This is a genomic window from Lautropia mirabilis (assembly GCF_900637555.1).
GTDB lineage: Bacteria > Pseudomonadota > Gammaproteobacteria > Burkholderiales > Burkholderiaceae_E > Lautropia > Lautropia mirabilis.
In genome coordinates this window covers 2,952,107-2,967,037 of sequence record NZ_LR134378.1, presented here as the reverse complement: position 1 = coordinate 2,967,037, position 14,931 = coordinate 2,952,107, and the positions used below count along the sequence as shown (strand labels likewise).

The following is a 14,931-nucleotide window of genomic DNA, read 5'->3' as shown; positions in this document are numbered from 1 at the left end:
CCAGGTCAGGGAGCGCTGCGATCCATCACGGCTACGCCCTGGATGGTGTCGGTCTCGCCGCTGTATGTCGGGTTGCTGACGGTGTAGCCGAATCCCAGCTGGGCGGCGTCCTGTCCGAAGAAGGCGCCGTTGACGTCGGCGCGGCAGTCGCCGGCGCCGCACTTCATGTCGTCACTGCGGCCCAGCGCATGCACCTGCAACTGGCCGGTGAAGGTGTTGGGGGCGGTCATGCGCAGGTTGGTGTTGCCGATGGTGTTCAGGCGTCCCTGGGCATCGAAGCCGGCCCCCTCGGTGACCATCCGGTAGTGCTGATCGTTGCCGAACTTGAGCTGGCCTTCCAGCGCGACGCGGGTGCCCGTTCCGGGACCGAACTGCACCAGACCCTGACCCGAGAAGCTGCCGGGGGCCGTGCCGCCCTTGCCGAAGGTGGGGGCAGTGGCGCCTGACAGCGTGTAGCGTGCCGCGCCGTGGGTGGGCATGGTGACGGTGGGAATGCCCGCCAGATAGTGGATGCCGCGATCCTGTTGCAGCTGGTTGTCCAGATCCATCAGCAGCAGGCGCAGACGTGCCTGCCCGCCGTTGAAGCGTCCCCAGGTGACGGCACCGCTGTGGCCGGATTCGGCGAGCCTGGCCTGCCGGAAATCCAGGCAGTTGCCGAACATGCCGCAGCTGCCCAGACGTTCGGGGCGCAGGTTCCTGTTCAGGCTGAGCTGTGGCCCGCTGTCTTCCAGGGTGTAGTTGAAGGGCCAGGGGGCATTGTGGGTGAGCAGGCGCAGCTTGCCGGCGGCGTGGCTGCCGGCGGGTAGGGCAGGCGCAAGGCTCACCGGAGGCGGTACCGGGACGGGGACCGCGGGCCGAGGCGCCGGCGTGGGAACGGGGCGTGGTGCTGGCGTGGGGGCCGGAGCAGGCGTCGGGGCTGGCTCGGGAGCGGGTTGCGGCATCGGCGCAGGTACGGGAGCCGGATCGGGCTCGGGAGGCTGTACCGGAGCTGGCGCCGGCTGTGGTGCCGGCGTGGGTGTCGGTACGGGGACCGGATCAGAACCAGGCGAGGGCACCGGCACGGGGGCAGGAGATGGTGAAGGTGTGGGAGTCGGCTCGGGAGCGGGCTGCGGTACCGGTGCAGGGGTGGGAACGGGATCCGGCGCGGAGGGCTGTACCGGAGCCGGTGCAGGCACAGGTGTAGGCACCGGCTCGGGCGAGGGGGTCGGTGTAGGTTTGGGTGTGGGCTCTGGCTCGGGTTGTGGCACGGGCACGGGCGCCGGATCCGGAACGGGCTCGGGTGCAGGCTCAGGCGCTGGTTTGGGCGTCGGGGCTGGATCTGGTGTCGGTGCAGGCAGCGGTTCCGGCTCCGGCACAGGGTCCGGTGTCCGCTCGGGCGGGCGCGGACGGATGGGCTCCGGCGTCGTGGGCAGGTCAGGCTGGACCGGCACGACGGGAGGCACGAGGGGGGCAGGCGTCGGCTCCGGCGTTGGTAGCGGGATGGGAGCCGGCACGACCGGGGTGGGTGCTGGGGACAGATCCGGTGCGGGAGTGACCGGGACGGGGGCCACAGGTGCAGCTGGCGTGTCAGGTGCAACAGGTGCTGCGGGCACGTCAGGGGCTGCGGGAGCCGCAGGCGTGACGGGATTGACAGGCACTACAGGTGCGACGGGTGTGGCAGGTGCAACAGGCGTGATAGGCGTGTCAGGTGCTGGCCCGGGCACAGGTGCAGGTGCGGCTGCCGGTGTCGGTCCCGGGGCTGGTGAGGGCGAGACCGGGCCGACCGGCTTGGCCGGTGCCACCGGTGAGGGCGATGCTGACGCTGGGGTGTCGGTCGCCGGTTGCGCCGCGGTGGGCGATGGTGTTGGCGTTGGCGTCGGACGGGGGGCGGGCGCTGGTTGTTGTGCTGGCGCTGGTGCCGGATCAGCCGCCGGCGTTGCAGCGGGTGCTGGTTCGGGTGCCAGTGTGGGTGAAGTTGGCTCGGGGCGCGATGGTTGTTCGGCCGGCGCATCGCCGGCGGGCTGCGAAGATGGCTTTGCAGGGCGTCCTTCAGGGGCGGGCGCAGGCTGGGGGCGCGCCTCGGGACGGGACGACGAGATCGGGGCTGGCGCGGGCGTGCGGCTGCTCCGCTCGACGTCGGGCAGGCTCAGGGTGGGGGCGCTGAGCGGTCCTGGCTGTGCAGCAAGGCCGCCGCTTGCGGGGGCCGTCGTGCTGGAGGCAGCCGAGACCGCGACCGAGGCGCTGGCCTTGGGACTCAGGGTGCTGGCGGCCTGCTGGCGGGAGGCACTGCTTTGTGTCCCGTTGCTTTGCGCACCGTCACTGGAAGCAGCATGGGCGTCCTGCGTGCCGGCATTGGTGGATGGTGATTCGGCCGGGTCCGATGCCTGCGTGCTGTCCTGATCATGGGGGCTGTCCTGATCGCTGGCGGTCGTGCTTTCCTGACGAGTGTCTTCGTCACCGCTGTCTGAAGAGCTGGCGGCGGTTTCTTTGCTGGCCTGGGAGGGCGGCTCGGCCTGCTGCTCTTCGTCCTTCTGTTGCTGCGTGGGCGGTGCGCTGATGACCGGCCGGCGGGTGGTGGGCTGCGGACGCGAGGTGGCCGAAGCCACCCAGGTGGCGCGGCCGGCCGCCAGGTCGATGGCGCCTGCGCCGTTGAAGACGAAGACGCGGCCGTGGCTGACGGCGACGTTCAGGCCATCCTGCTGGCCGGGCTTGCAGCTGGGCGCACAGTGGATTTCCTGAACCAGGAACTCGGTGCCGCGGATGCCGATGGTGGCGGTGGGGGTGTCCAGCCGGAAGTCGTCGGGATCCTTCTTGCCGATGGCGCCGGAAATGGCGCGCAGGGTGCCTTCCAGCAGGCTGTAGAAGCCGCGCTGTTTCGTTTCGCCGTAGGCGTACTGGTCGATGCGAAAGCGGGATTCGGGTTGCAGCGAGATCAACGCACCGTCGCGGAAGCGGATCTGGGCGCGACCGTGGCTGCCGGTGACGACCATCTGGCCGGGCTGCAGCCAGTCGCCCGTGCGGGCGGGGCGGCCCGATGGCGTCGTCTGTCCGTTCGTGGCGGGCGACGTTGCGTCGCTGCCGGCATCCACGATGCGCACGTCGCCGCTGGCCATGATCAGACGTCCGGCGATGGTGGCGGGTACAGCGGCGGCAGGGGTGGGCGCAGGCAGTCCGCTGGACTGCGCCAGGGCGGGCGTGTGGCCGGGGGGCATGGCCAGCACAAGCAGAGGCAGGCCAAGGTGCAGCAGCCAGTGGCCGCGCAATGGGCCCGGGCGCTGGCTGTCCGTCGTGCAGGCGCGGGAGGCGTGCGCAATGGGAGTGAGGTGTGTCAGGCGTTCCGGGTGAACGGGGCGCAGGCCTTGCGGCTGTCCGTCGGTGGGGGCTTCTTCATGGGCTGCGGGCGTGCGGAAGCCGCCAGCGGCGGCACGCGGGGTGCTGCGGGTGCTGGCATCCGGGAACGACAGAGGCTGGTTTGGAAGTTCCGCCAAGACAGGGGTCGCCACAAGGCATCAAGGACGCTCCGGTCATTGTGGGTGTGGCGGGGGCGGTCGGGCAGGGGCGTGTGGGCCGGCAATCGACGCCAGCTGCCCGCTGATCGGTGGTGGGCGATGGATGCGGCGGAGGCCCGGAATGAATGGCGGATGCTGGAGGGGGCGGTGGCGACCCGTGTGGGGCAGAGGCAACGGTGGGGTGAAAGGCTGAGGGCTGAGCAGGTGTTCGATCGGGTCGGTCAGCGCATCAGCGCATTCCCTCACCATCGATACTGCACATCTACCAGAAGCTGAGTGCGCCGGAAGTCGTTGGGAGCGAGGGTGGCGTGGTTGCGCGTGTGCAGCAGCTGGGGGGTGATCAGCAGGCGCGGGCCGATCGGGTATTCGGCGCCCAGACGAAGGTCCAGCTGCCGGTCATGGCGGATGCGCCCGAAGAGCGGGTCGGGGCCGCGGTGGCGACGTTCTTCCCACTGCACGCCCAGGTTGCCGCGCCAGCCGGCGCCCAGGTCGCGCTGCAGGCCCAGGCGCAGGCCGGCCAGGCGGAAGTCCAGCACGGGCAGGGGCTGGCGCGGGCTTTCCTGACCGCCGTAGGGGTTGGCGATGAAGACCGTGTTGCCCGGACCGGCCAGGGCGTGCGCCCAGGTGAGCCCCAGCACGGTGCGGCGGGCATTACGCAGCGGCTGGTCGTCGAAGTCCAGCCGGAAGATCTGGGCGTAGAGACCCAGCTGGTGTCTGGGATCGGGGTCGAACTGCCACTGGGCCAGCACGCCGCTGGCGCGACGGAAGCGATGGCCGTGCAGCCACATCTGCTGCAGGTTCAGGGCAGCCGACAGGCGATGGGCACCCCGGGTCCAGGCCAGACCGCTGCTGGCGCCCAGCATGCCCGTATCCTGCGGATGCTGGCGGGTGTTCATGCGCTGGCTGCCCTGCAGGCCGTTGCTCCAGATCAGGGCGTCTAAAAGCGGCAGGGAGTGCTGGAACTGCAGGCCCAGCTCCAGGAAGGGGCTGGACTGTGGGCGGTTTTCGGCCAGCGGGGTGAGCACCTGTCCGTCGTCGACGACCCAGCGCGAGCGGGTGCTGCCCGCGTTGACGTTGCTGTCCTGGCCCGCAGTGAGGTTGGCTGTCAGCTGCCAGCGCCGGTTGGCGGCCTGGGGCTGGCGGCTGATGATGTCCAGGTAGCGCTGGATGCTCTGCCGGGCGTCGTCGGGCAGCGCCTGTGCCTGCAGCAGCTGCTGCAGGGCCTCGTGGGCGCTCTGTCGTTCATCCAGCGCCAGGTAGGCGCGCACCAGCTCGGTGCGGGCCGGGATGTCGTCGGGATGGTTGTTCAGCACGCGCTCCAGGGCCATCACGGCCTCGCTGGCGCGGTGGCTGTCCAGGGCGGCCACACCCAGCAGGTAGTCGAAGTCGCGGCTGCCGGCGTAGTGCCAGGTCTGCGGCTCCAGCAGCCGCCAGGCGGCCTCGGGCTGGTCGGGCAGCAGGGCGCGTGCCTGCTGCAGCAGGGCGGGCAGTGCAGAGAAGCTGCCTTCCGGTGAGACGGCTTCCGGTGTCGGCACGCCTTGCTGGGGAGCTGCAGTCTCCGTCAGGGCTTCCGGAGTGCCGGATTGCCGGGGCGCCGCGGTGTCTTCAGCGTCCTGTGCCCATGGGGTGGATGCACTCAGGGCCAGCGCAAGCACCGTCATCCACCGCAGCTGCACGGACCCCGGCTGCTTCATGATGTTCAGGCCGCGCGCGGGCGGACCACTTCCCGCGCGTCCAGACCGACCTGAGCATGGCGCTCGGCGGCCGCCCTGGCCAGCACCTCGGGCAGCTGTTCGGCCACGGGTTCGCCCCGCAGCGTGTGGCTCATGGCGGAGGTGATGTCCACGTCGATCAGCTGGCCGATGAGTTCGGGAGCGCCGGGGAAGTTGACCATGCGGTTGTTGGGGCAGCGGCCCGACAGCTCGCTGGCATCCTTGCGCGACGGGCCCTCCACCAGCACGCGCTGGCGCGAGCCCACCATGCCACGGGCAATGGCCAGCGAACTTTGCTGGACCACGGCCTGCAGGCGCTGCAGCCGTTCCACCTTCTCCTCGTGCGGGGTTTCGTCCTGCAGGTTGGCAGCCGGGGTGCCGGGGCGGGGGCTGTAGATGAACGAGTAGGCGTCGTCGTAGGCCAGATCCTCGGCCAGCTTCAGCGTCTTCAGGAAATCGGCCTCGGTCTCGCCGGGAAAGCCGACGATGAAGTCGGTAGTGAGTCCGATGCCGGGGCTGGCGGCACGCAGCCGGCGCACGATGGAGCGGTATTCCAGCGCCGTGTAGCCGCGCTTCATGGCGGCCAGGATGCGGTCAGAGCCCGACTGCACGGGCAGGTGTACCAGCGGTGCCAACTTGGGCAGCTGGGCGTGGGCGTCGATCAGCCGTTCGGTGAACTCGCGCGGGTGCGAGGTGGTGTAGCGGATGCGCTCGATGCCCGGGATGTCGTGGATGTAGTCGAGCAGCGTCGCGAAGTCGGCCGGGGCGTCGAAGCCTTCAACCTGGCCCAGGTAGGCGTTGACGTTCTGGCCCAGCAGCGTCACTTCCTTCACACCCTGTTCGGCCAGGGTGATCACGTCGGATAGCACGTCCTCGAAGGGGCGGGAGATTTCCTCGCCGCGGGTGTACGGCACCACGCAGAAGCTGCAGTACTTGCTGCAGCCTTCCATGATGGAAACGAAGGCGCTGGCACCCACCTTGCGCGGCGGCGGCAGGGCGTCGAACTTCTCGATCTCGGGAAAGCGGATGTCGACCTGCGAGTGGCCGGTCTGGCGACGCCGGTCGATGAGTTCGGGCAGGCGGTGCAGCGTCTGCGGGCCGAAGACCACGTCGACAAAGGGCGCGCGCGAGACGATGGCCTCGCCTTCCTGACTGGCCACGCAGCCGCCCACGCCGATGATCAGCTCGGGGCGGGCCGCCTTCATGGCCCGGAAGTAGCCCAGGTCGGAGAAGACCTTCTCCTGGGCCTTCTCGCGGATGGAACAGGTGTTGAACAGGACGATGTCGGCCTCGTTCGGGTCGTCGGTCAGCTCGGCGCCCTCGGTCTCGGCCAGCAGGTCGGCCATCCGTTCGCTGTCGTAGGAGTTCATCTGGCACCCGAAGGTGCGCAGGTAGAGTTTTCGGCTCATGCAGTCGTGTCCTTGCGAAGACCCGGACGGGGGCTAGCGGCATGGGGTTGCCGGAACCTCTCGGCCGGGGCTTTCCGTGCATGGCAGGGACCGTCGTGCGGTTGCCCTGTCATCCGGAAATGTCCGGAGCCTGGGACGGCGGGAACCGGGGGGCGGTGCCGGCAGCACGAAGCGGGTGGCGTGGGCCGACCCGCCCGATGGCGTGGCCGGATCAGCGGCTGTGCTGTCTGCGCAGTGCCCGGTATTCCTCTTCGCTCAGGATCCAGACGGTCATGATCATGCCCATCGTGTCCGTGACATAGCCGACCACGTAGCTCTTGCCGTGGACGGCGATGGGCGGAACGATGAGGTTGTCCTGGTTCAGGATCCGCGCGCCCGGCCCCAGCCGGACGGGCTTGCCGTTGAGCGTGGCATCGGGAAACTGGCCGAAGCGGATCCGTCCCAGCTGGGTATTGTCGGGGAAATGGCGATTCTGTGCTGCCGTGGCCGGCATTGTCAGCATGTCCAGCACGAGGGCCGTGCCGCCGGCGATGCAGGCCGGTGCAAGCAGCCACGCGCCGGCACGACGCAGCAGACTGCGTCGCTGCGGGTGCGACAGGCCGGATGCTGCAAGCTTTTCATTGCGTAGAGCGTCCTGGCGGGCCTGCACCTGTGGACGATAGGTAGTCCGGCGGGCAGCAAGGAAACGGGTGATCATGACAAATCCGATACAAGAGCAAGGGTCCGCCCGCAGCGTTCAGGTGCCACGGAACGGGATCCGGCACAATGGACCGGACCGGATCGACAGGGAGAGGTTCCCGGGTACAGACGGCGCTGGGTAAACAGGTCAGGGCAGTGGTTCCTGGCGACCGCTGCAGCCGGCGGGAAGGCCTCGGGGCTTTTGTTGTTCGTTCAGTTGTTTGTAGCGAATGGGAACATCGTGTTACCAATTGTCGATAATGTCAGAAAAATTACCTAATGCCAAGTAGCCAGGAACGTAAAGCGTTGTTTCAGCATTGATTGTGGGGGAAGTGTGGAATGAACCGGTGTGGGATGGGCTCGGCCAGGGCCGGGCGACGGTGGCTGACGGGGCTGCTGGCGCTGGTCGGGTTGGCGTGGATGTGGGCAGCACAGGCTGCTGGCGCGGATGCGGCGGGAGGGCCGGCGCGTTCGGTCGTCGATGACCGGGGGCAGGCCCTGGCGCCGCCTGCCCGGGTGGTGCGGCTTGTATCGCTGTCGCCGACGCTGACCGAATCGGTCTGCGTGCTGGGCGCCTGCGATCGGCTGGTGGGCGTGGACCGTTTTTCCAACTGGCCGGAGTCGGTGACGAAGCTGCCTCATCTGGGGAGCCTCGGCAGCTTCAACGTGGAGGCGGTGGCAGCCCTGCGGCCGGATCTGGTGCTGCTGGCCAGTGATGGCCCGCTGGTGAAGCAGCTGGCACGGCTGGGCGTACCCGTGCTGGTGCTGTCGCCGCAGCGGCATGCTGACGTGGCTGACACGCTGGCGCGACTGGCCCGGGTGCTGGGCCTGCCGCAGGCGCGCGCGCAGCAGGTCTGGGAGGACATCCGCCGCGAACTTCACGATCTGGCAGAATCCGTGCCGGCGCGTGACCGTGGCCTGCGCACCTGGGTGGAGATCGATCCGGCCCCCTGGCTGGCCGGACCGGATTCCTTCCTGGGCGAGACACTGGCACTGCTGGGGCTGGCGAACGTCGTGCCGGCCGGCTCCGCTCCCTTCGTGCCGATGAGCCGCGAATGGGCATTGCAGGCAGACCCGCAGCTGTTCGTGATCAGCGATCCGCAGCAGCAGGGGCTGGCTGCGCTACGGGCCAGGCCGGGCTGGAGCAGGCTGCCGGCCCTGCGCGAAGGACGTGTGTGCCTGTTTGACGGGTCGGACCTGGATGCGCTGGTGCGCCCCGGTCCACGCCTGGCCGAGGGGGCCCGGCTGCTGCGGGACTGCGTGCTGCGGGTGCAGGGCGCGCCGGCGTCCGGACAGGCAGGACATTGAAAGGAAACAGCATGGAAATCGAACAACCGCCGCGCGAGAAACCCTACGAGAAACGGGAAGGGGAGCGGCGCGGACTGATCATCGTCAATACCGGAGACGGCAAGGGCAAGAGCACGGCCGCCTTCGGGCTGGCGCTGCGGGCGCATGGCCGCGGCAAGCCGGTGCACATCTACCAGTTCATGAAGGTACCGTCGGCGCGCTTTGGCGAGCACCGCACCTTCGAGCAGCTGGGCGTGCCCATCGAGGGGCTGGGCGATGGCTTCAGCTGGAAGAGCCAGGACCTGGAGCGATCGGCCGCTCTGGCGCGTGAAGGCTGGGAGCGGGCCCGCAAGACCATCATGGCCGGCGAGCACTTTCTCGTGGTGCTCGATGAGATCACCTATCCGCTGATCTATGGCTGGATGCCGCTGGAGCCGGTGCTGGAGACGCTGGCCAACCGGCCACCGCATGTGCACGTGGTGCTGACCGGACGGCGCTGCCCGCCCGAGATCATCGCGCTGGCCGATACCGTCACCGAGATGACCAAGGTCAAGCACGCCTTCGAGGCCGGGGTGCCGGCACAGCGGGGCATCGAGGACTGATGGCGCTCGTCGGGGCAGGCAGGCGCCCGGCCCGCTGCGTGATGGTGCTGGGCACCAGCAGCGGGGCCGGCAAGAGCTGGCTGTGCACGGCGCTGTGCCGCTGGTATGCGCGGCAGGGGCTGCGGGTGGCGCCCTTCAAGGCGCAGAACATGAGCAACAACGCCCGCGTGGTGGCCGGTGGCGAGATCGGCAGCGCCCAGTACTTTCAAGCGCTGGCTGCCGGGGTGGAGCCCACGGTGCAGATGAATCCGCTGCTGCTCAAGCCCGAGGCCGACACCCGCAGCCAGGTGGTGCTGCTGGGCCGGGTCAACGCCGAGCTGACCGCGCTGCCCTGGCGGACCCGCTGCGCCCAGGTCTGGCCGCTGCTGGCGCAGACCCTGGACGCGCTGCGCCGCGAATACGACGTGATCGTGATCGAGGGGGCGGGGTCGCCGGCCGAGATCAACCTGCAGTCCAGCGATGTGGTGAACCTGCGCGTGGCGCGGCACGCGGATGCCGCCTGCCTGCTGGTGTCGGATATCGATCGGGGAGGCGCCTTCGCGCACCTGTACGGTACCTGGGCGCTGATCCCCGAGGAAGACCGCCGGCGTCTGAAGGGCTTCGTGCTGAACCGCTTCCGGGGCGATCCGGGCCTGCTGGCCCCGGCGCCCGAGCGCATGCTGGAACTGACCGGCGTGCCGGTGGTGGCCACCATCCCGATGCGGACCGGTCACGGGCTGCCGGAAGAGGATGGCTGGTTCCAGGATCGGGACCGGCGGGCTGCTGCTCGGCGAGCTGTTGAGGCGGGGCGCGGTGGGGCATCTGACGGCGGGGGTGACGGCTGCGAGGCAGCGGGCATCGACGAGGGGGCTGGCGCAGGCCTCGAAGCTGCGTCCCTTCCTGCCGTGGATGCCCCGGCCATGCCCGAACAGATTGCGCTGCTGGTGCCGCCGCGCATCAGCAACTTGGACGAGTTCGAGCCGCTGGCGGCACTGCATGGCGTGCAGCTGGTGGCGGTGCGTGATGCCGGCATGCGGCCGACACTGTCGCCGCAGGACTGGATCATCCTGCCCGGCTCCAAGCACACCAGCACCGACCTGGCCTGGCTGCGCCGCCAGGGGCTGGATGTCTGGGTGAAGGCCCACGCGGCGCGCGGCGGCCGGGTGCTGGGCATCTGCGGCGGCCTGCAGATCCTGGGCCGGATGCTGCTGGATCCGCTGGGCCTGGACGGCAGCGGCGAGGGACTGGGGCTGCTGCCGTTGCAGACCCGTTTCGAGCACGAGAAGGTGCTGCGGCATCGCAGCACGCATTTCGAGACGCTGCCGGGTGCCTGGGCCGCGCTGTCGGGCGTGCCGGTGTCTGGCTACGAGATCCACCAGGGACGCACGATGCCGATGGATGCGGCCGATCCGGTCGATGCAGGCGGAGCGTCGTCGTCCGCGACCGAGGGCATCCGGGCGCTGCCTGATGCGCTGGGCTGGTGCAATGCACGCGGCAACGTGCTGGGCATCTATCTGCACGGGCTCTTCGAGAACGATGCCGTGCTGGCAGCCCTGTTTGGCCAGCGGGCGCGCACCATGGCCGAGGTCTTCGACGGTCTGGCCGATCATGTGGCGGCCGGCTTTGCGCCGGGCGTGCTGGAAGGGCTGCTGGACTGAGGCAGCCGGGGCCGTGTTGGCCGATAATGCCGTTTTCCATGGCATTTCCGGTTTCCCTATCCATGTCGCTGCATGACTCGTCTTCGTCCTCGCAGTCCGAGGCTGTCGTTCCTTTTATCCCTCCCGTTCTTGACGCTGACCGGGCCGCGGCCATCCAGGCACGGCTGGACGCCCAGGCCCGGCCGCCGGGCTCGCTGGGGCGGCTGGAGTCGCTGGCGGTGCAGATTGGCCAGATCCTGCGCACCGAGTCGCCTCGGCTTCAGGAGCCCACGGTGCTGCTGTGCGCGGGCGACCATGGCCTGGTGGCACAGGGTGTCTCGGCCTGGCCGTCTTCCGTCACCACGCTGATGATGCAGGGCATTCTGTCCGGTGAGGCGACGGTGAGCGTACTGGCCCGCCAGCATGGGCTGAATGTGCAGGTGGTGGATTGCGGCGTGATCGATCCGCTGCCGGAGCAGCCCGGGCTGGTGCTGCGCCGGGTGGGCGCGGGTACGGCCGATGCGCTGCTGCAGCCTGCCATGACCCCCGAACAGTGCCGGACGGCCATCCGCAATGGCCGCGAACAGGTGGCCGGCCTGCCGGGCAACGCCATCCTGCTGGGCGAGATGGGCATTGGCAACACGTCGCCGGCCTCGCTGCTGCTGGCGCGCCTGGCCGGTCTGCCCATCGAGCAGGTGGTGGGGCCGGGCGCCGGGCTGGATGCGGCGGGCCGGCAGCGCAAGATCCAGGTGCTGGGCCAGGTGCTGGAGAGGCATGCCCAGGCCACCGAGCCGCTGGATGCGCTGGCGGCGCTGGGCGGCTTCGAGATCGCCACGCTGGCGGGAGCGGTGCTGCAGGCGGCGCTGGAAAGCCGCGTGATCGTGGTCGATGGCTTCATCACCAGCTCCGCCGTGCTGGTGGCTGCGCGCCTGCAGCCGGCCGTGCTGGAGCGCTGCGTGTTCTCGCATGTCTCGGCCGAGCCCGGCCACCGGCTGATGCTGCAGGCCATGCAGGCGGATCCCTTGCTGCAGTTCGGCATGCGGCTGGGCGAGGGGTCGGCCGCTGCGCTGGTGTGGCCGCTGCTTGAATCGGCCTGCCGGGCGCTGAACGAGATCGCTCCGCTGGAGAAGGTGATGGCGCGTGGAGCCTGAGATGCCGCACACCGCGCCGGCTTCTGGGCGGTCATCCCGTCCGGCCGGCTTTGTCCGTCACCTACTGCTGGCGGTGCAGTACTTCACCCGCGTGCCGCTGCCCGGACGGTTGGCGGCGTGGGTGGGCTACAGCCCGGCCATGATGAAGGCGGCCACGGCGCACTTCCCGGGGGTGGGCTGGCTGGTGGCGGGCATGTCGGCAGCGGTTCTGGCGCTGGCCTGGTGGCTGCTGGGTGGCCAGCATGCGCTGGCGGCGCTGGTGGCCGTGGTGCTGTCGATGATTGCTTCGGCCTGGATCACGGGCGCCATTCACGAGGATGGCCTGGCCGATGTCTGCGATGGTCTGGGCGGCAGTGCCGACCGCGAGACGGCGCTGCGCATCATGAAGGACTCGCGCCTGGGCAGCTATGCTGCCATGGCGCTGGTGCTGGCGCTGCTTCTGAAGGCCGGGCTGCTGGCACTGCTGCTGACCGGGGGGCTGGGCCAGGCCGTGCTGGCGCTGCTGGTGGCCCATGTGCTGTCGCGCTGGGCGGCCATGGGGTTGCCGCAGTGGCTGCCCTATGTGGGTGGCAGTCAGCCGCCACGCAGCGTGGCGGGTCAGGGTGAGGGCAGCAAGGCGCGTGCGCTGGTGGCGGACTTGCAGTGGGCGTCGTTCGGGGTGTCCACGGCCTGGGCGCTGCCGGCCATGGCGTGGCTGGTGTGGGCGTCCGGCTGGGCCACGCTGGCCTGGACGTTGCTGGCCATGGGGCTGCTGACCTGGCGTCTGGGGGGCATCTTCCGCCGTCGGCTGGGCGGCATCACCGGCGATTGTCTGGGCGCCACCCAGCAGCTGACGGAGCTGGCGGTGTACCTGGTGCTGGCGGTGCGGCTGGCACCGTCGATGCCCTCTGTGGGCTCGTGAGCATAGGCATGGCTGCATGTGGGTCGACCATGGTGGGCGGACCGGCTGTGGGGGTAGCGGCGTGACCTCGGCGCTACCCTGGCGCTGGCTGGTGCGCCATCCCAGGCCCGAGGTGGTCAAGGGCCTGTGCTATGGCCGGCTGGATGTGCCTGCGCAGCCGGAAGACACGGAGCGGGCGGCGCAGACCCTGGCGCGACGCCTGCCCGAAGGGCTGGTGCTGCGCAGCTCACCACGTCAGCGCTGTCTGGCACTGGCCCTGCGGCTGCATGCACTGCGACCGGACCTGGTGTTGCAGCCGCCGGAGGCCTGGCTGGCCGAGATGGATATGGGGGACTGGGAAGGCAGGCTGTGGGCCGAATTGCCCGAGGCCGAGCTGACGGCGTGGACCGAGGACTTCGGTCATTACCAGGCCGGTGGCACGGGGGAGTCGGTCGGCGCTTTCCTGGCACGCATCGAGGCCGGGCTGCGCGCCGAGCGGACGCAGACCGATGCCCAGGTCTGGATCACGCACGCAGGGGTGATCAGGGGTATTCACTGGCTGCTGGAGGGGCGCCTTGCATCATCGGGCCTGCCGGGGGAACAGGAAGACTCCTTTGTGATGGAGAGCAGGCTGGTCGGTGGCGGTGTCAGGATGGCATCGGCACCTGCTCCTGTTTCAACGGGGGCTTCGGGATCATCGTCTCTCGGCCCGGTGGACGCAGCCATCGCCCAGCGCCTGCCGACGGCGCAGGAGTGGCCCGGTATCGAGATTGCGTTTGGCGAGCCTTGGCCGTTGATGGAGCGCCACCGGCTGCGGATCCGCTCGGATGATTGCTGATGGACGGCCGTTGGCGGCAGTTCTGGCTGGATGGGCGCGGATGGTTCAGAACAGCATGGGGGCGTTGCGCAGCAGCACGTACACACCGGTGCCCGCGAAGATGCTGAGCAGCGCGTGACGCCAGCGCCATTGCAGTCCCACCGTGACCAGAATGGCGATGAGGGTAGGCCAGGCGCCCACGGTGGGGGCATCCTGCCGGATGAAGCCGACCAGCGTATGGATGAGCAGCAGCGCCAGGATGGCGGCCGGCAGGAAGCGTCCCAGGGCGCGGATGAGGCGGTGGCGGCTGAGCAGGCCGGCCGCCACGAAGGGCAGGGCCCGCAGGGCGAAGGTGACGACGGCCATCACCAGAATGGCTGCGATGGCGTTCCAGCCGGTCAGCATGCGCGATCCCCCGGCTTTTTCCATGACAGGCCGATGCAGGCCACCACCGACAGCGCAATGGCCGCGAGCATGGCCTGATCGGGGAAGAGCGCCCAGCCGGAGGCATAGGCCACGACCGCCGTGACCAGCGGGGCCACCTGGTGGTGGGTGTTCCACTGCGACATCACCAGGATGGCAAACAGCGCTGCCAGACTGAACTCGAAACCCTGCAGTGCCGGCGAGACGCTCATGCCGATGAAGTTGCCGATGCAGCTGCCCAGTATCCACCAGCCGTGGTTGAGCATGGCCACCCCGACGACCTGGCGGGGCGTGGCCTGCGGGGGCAGGGTGGTGATGAGCGAATAGCTCTCGTCGGTCAGTGCCCAGGCCAGGTAGGTACGTGCCCAGCGTCCTCTGGGCAGGCGGTCCAGCACCGAGAGACCATAGAAGATGTGGCGAAGATTGACCACCAGGGTGGCCACGGCGATGGCTGCCAGCGATTCGCCGGCCGCGAACATGGGCACTGCCATGAACTGTGCGGCGCCGGCATAGACCAGCAGGCTCATGAGCGGCGCCACCCACCAGGCGGCGCCAGCCTGCGCCATGAGAAAGCCGAAAGCGATGCCCAGCGGGATGTAGCCCATGGCCACCGGAACGGACAGCCGAAAGACCGAGAGCGGCGGGGCGGAGGCAGGGGCAGGGTTGGCAGATGCAGCCATGGGCAACGATATGAGGCGGCCCGATGGCCAGAAACGAAAAAAGCCCCGGAGGGGCTTTTGCGGCTGCCGGCAGCAAGGAAGTGGTAGAGAAGGGTGGACTTGAACCACCGACCTCACGATTATGAGTCGTGCGCTCTAACCAGCTGAGCTACATCTCCACATTCGCTGCAAGGCAAGTCCTGCATTCT

12 protein-coding genes and 1 tRNA gene are annotated in these 14,931 nt (G+C 69.3%); 6 read left to right on the top strand and 7 right to left on the bottom strand.

Features of this window, described 5'->3' with window-relative positions:
• Window positions 1–5: 5 nt before the first annotated feature.
• From EL249_RS13760 to EL249_RS12170, 4 genes are all read right to left on the bottom strand, one after another.
• The gene (locus tag EL249_RS13760) at window positions 6–3,467 is read right to left on the bottom strand and encodes a FecR family protein (RefSeq protein ID WP_126348243.1); all 3,462 of its coding nucleotides are present in this window, start codon (window positions 3,465–3,467) and stop codon (window positions 6–8) included.
• A 263-nt stretch (window positions 3,468–3,730) separates the two neighbouring features.
• Window positions 3,731–5,182: a tetratricopeptide repeat protein gene (locus EL249_RS12180; RefSeq protein WP_005671938.1), complete on the bottom strand. Its 1,452-nt coding sequence runs from the start codon at window positions 5,180–5,182 to the stop codon at window positions 3,731–3,733.
• 5 nt (window positions 5,183–5,187) lie between these two features.
• A complete protein-coding gene (miaB, locus tag EL249_RS12175) occupies window positions 5,188–6,609 on the bottom strand; it encodes a tRNA (N6-isopentenyl adenosine(37)-C2)-methylthiotransferase MiaB (RefSeq protein ID WP_005671939.1) in 1,422 nt (473 codons plus the stop codon).
• A 211-nt stretch (window positions 6,610–6,820) separates the two neighbouring features.
• Window positions 6,821–7,306 (bottom strand): hypothetical protein, encoded by a 486-nt coding sequence (locus tag EL249_RS12170; RefSeq protein WP_005671941.1) that lies wholly within the window; start codon window positions 7,304–7,306, stop codon window positions 6,821–6,823.
• 320 nt (window positions 7,307–7,626) lie between these two features.
• Between EL249_RS12170 and EL249_RS12165 the strand changes: the two genes are divergently transcribed.
• The 6 genes from EL249_RS12165 to EL249_RS12140 all read left to right on the top strand — a co-directional run bounded on the left by EL249_RS12165 (window position 7,627) and on the right by EL249_RS12140 (window position 13,661).
• Entirely contained in the window at window positions 7,627–8,595 is a 969-nt protein-coding gene (locus EL249_RS12165; protein WP_083799426.1) for an ABC transporter substrate-binding protein, read from the top strand.
• A gap of 11 nt (window positions 8,596–8,606) precedes the next feature.
• Window positions 8,607–9,176 (top strand): cob(I)yrinic acid a,c-diamide adenosyltransferase, encoded by a 570-nt coding sequence (gene cobO, locus EL249_RS12160; RefSeq protein WP_005671944.1) that lies wholly within the window; start codon window positions 8,607–8,609, stop codon window positions 9,174–9,176.
• The gene (locus EL249_RS12155; RefSeq protein ID WP_005671946.1) at window positions 9,176–10,813 is read left to right on the top strand and encodes a cobyric acid synthase; all 1,638 of its coding nucleotides are present in this window, start codon (window positions 9,176–9,178) and stop codon (window positions 10,811–10,813) included. The genes cobO and EL249_RS12155 overlap by 1 nt, the downstream gene beginning before the upstream one ends.
• A 62-nt stretch (window positions 10,814–10,875) precedes the next feature.
• Window positions 10,876–11,943 carry a nicotinate-nucleotide--dimethylbenzimidazole phosphoribosyltransferase gene (gene cobT, locus EL249_RS12150; RefSeq protein WP_050781747.1) on the top strand — a complete coding sequence of 356 codons (1,068 nt, stop codon included), beginning with the start codon at window positions 10,876–10,878 and terminating at the stop codon, window positions 11,941–11,943.
• Window position 11,944: 1 nt separating this feature from the next.
• The gene (locus EL249_RS12145; RefSeq protein ID WP_050781749.1) at window positions 11,945–12,844 is read left to right on the top strand and encodes an adenosylcobinamide-GDP ribazoletransferase; all 900 of its coding nucleotides are present in this window, start codon (window positions 11,945–11,947) and stop codon (window positions 12,842–12,844) included.
• 16 nt (window positions 12,845–12,860) lie between these two features.
• On the top strand, window positions 12,861–13,661 hold the full coding sequence (locus EL249_RS12140; protein WP_005671949.1) for a histidine phosphatase family protein: 801 nt from the start codon (window positions 12,861–12,863) through the stop codon (window positions 13,659–13,661).
• A gap of 45 nt (window positions 13,662–13,706) precedes the next feature.
• Here the strand turns inward: EL249_RS12140 and EL249_RS12135 are convergent, their stop codons facing one another.
• The 3 genes from EL249_RS12135 to EL249_RS12125 all read right to left on the bottom strand — a co-directional run bounded on the left by EL249_RS12135 (window position 13,707) and on the right by EL249_RS12125 (window position 14,901).
• Complete coding sequence (locus EL249_RS12135) at window positions 13,707–14,045, bottom strand: branched-chain amino acid transporter permease (protein WP_005671950.1); 339 nt, start codon at window positions 14,043–14,045, stop codon at window positions 13,707–13,709.
• On the bottom strand, window positions 14,039–14,743 hold the full coding sequence (locus EL249_RS12130) for an AzlC family ABC transporter permease (protein WP_005671951.1): 705 nt from the start codon (window positions 14,741–14,743) through the stop codon (window positions 14,039–14,041). The genes EL249_RS12135 and EL249_RS12130 overlap by 7 nt, the downstream gene beginning before the upstream one ends.
• 81 nt (window positions 14,744–14,824) lie before the next feature.
• A tRNA-Met gene (locus tag EL249_RS12125) sits at window positions 14,825–14,901 on the bottom strand.
• Window positions 14,902–14,931: the final 30 nt, after the last annotated feature.